The sequence below is a fragment of the Vibrio sp. 1CM8B genome, assembly GCF_023161685.1.
GTDB lineage: Bacteria > Pseudomonadota > Gammaproteobacteria > Enterobacterales > Vibrionaceae > Vibrio > Vibrio coralliirubri.
In genome coordinates this window covers 1-1,385 of sequence record NZ_JALNTU010000030.1, presented here as the reverse complement: position 1 = coordinate 1,385, position 1,385 = coordinate 1, and the positions used below count along the sequence as shown (strand labels likewise).

Sequence of the window (1,385 nt, the reverse complement as noted above, 5' to 3'; positions counted from 1 at the left end):
GCTCACACCTTAATGCGGCTACATGGATTCCCCCCGGGTTGTCAAACATCCGCTAAACTTATTTTGATGGGTTTTGGACTGCCGCTCTACATTCGGCCTACTTATCGACGATTCGCATACGTCGTGGCCCTGATGACTTGCGCGACTGCGGTGCCTTATTCGTTAGATGACATCTAGTGTGTCCGCCGCATTAACAGGCTCTCCGCAAGTGGTCTTAACCTATCTCCATCATTAGCGTCTGCAATGACCCGGTGGGTTTAACTCTTTATGCTGCTTAAGGTTTTACTTAAGCAGCATAGTTTTCATATTCTGTTTGATTGTGTAAAAGCGACCATATAATTCGTGCGTTCTTTGCGGCAAGTGCCACTATTGCTCGGTTCATACCTCTTCGTTCCAGAACGCCTCTGCACCACTGACTTAACTTATCTTGCTTGTCGCCAAGGTTGGCAATCACGGTCCTTGCGCCGTGAACTAATAGTGTTCGTAAGTATTTATCGCCGTGTTTGGTTATCCGACCTAAGCGTGGCTTTCCTCCCGTCGAATATTGTTTTGGTACGAGTCCTAGCCAAGCAGAGAAATCACGGCTTTTATCAAATTGAGAACCATTGCCTATCGAAGCAAGTATCGCAGTAGCGGTTTGCGGTCCAATGCCACGAACCTTCATCACTCGTTGAACATTAGCGCTGACCTTAGCAAAAGAGTCAAAGACTTGCTCTGTATCGGCGATACGTTGATTCAATTCTCCAAGGTGTTGATAAGCATCGGCAATGACTGTTCTTGCGAGGTGTGGTAGTTCATTTTCTGCATCTTCGAGCATCAAGGGAACCTGTTTCATCAATGAAGAGCGACCAACAGGAATGATTAATCCGAATTCAGAAAGCAGGGCACGCATGCGATTCATAAGTGCGGTTCGTTCGCGAACCCAATGCTCTCTCATTCTATGTACCGATAGGATGGCTTGTTGCTCGGCGGATTTTATGGGCACAAAGCGAGTCGATGGACGCTGAACAGCTTCGCAGATAGCTACTGCATCATTAAGGTCGTTCTTCCCCTTAGTTCGATAAGGAACCACGTATTTAACGGCCATAATTCGGGCGTCGTGACCCAGTTTATTGAGTGTTCTTGCCCAATAATGTGCACCACCACACGCTTCAACGCCTATACGCATGAGAGGCATATTTGCTATTGTAGTCAGTAGTTTAGATCGGGTTACTGACTTATGAAGTATGACCTTACCATTTTGGTCTACGGCATGAAGACTGAAGTGGTTTTTAGCTAAGTCGATACCGCAGAAATAAGAATAATCAGACATGGTGCCTCCGATGCATTTTAGTACCACATAAGTGTGGCAGATCCTCGGTAGGGGGAATCCATGTCATTCGTTA

General features: G+C 46.4%; 1 protein-coding gene. It reads right to left on the bottom strand.

Annotated features, from left to right (window positions below):
- Positions 1-286: 286 nt before the first annotated feature.
- Positions 287-1,312: an IS110-like element ISVisp6 family transposase gene (locus MSG36_RS23790; protein WP_248369918.1), complete on the bottom strand. Its 1,026-nt coding sequence runs from the start codon at positions 1,310-1,312 to the stop codon at positions 287-289.
- Between the last annotated feature and the right edge of the window lie 73 nt (positions 1,313-1,385).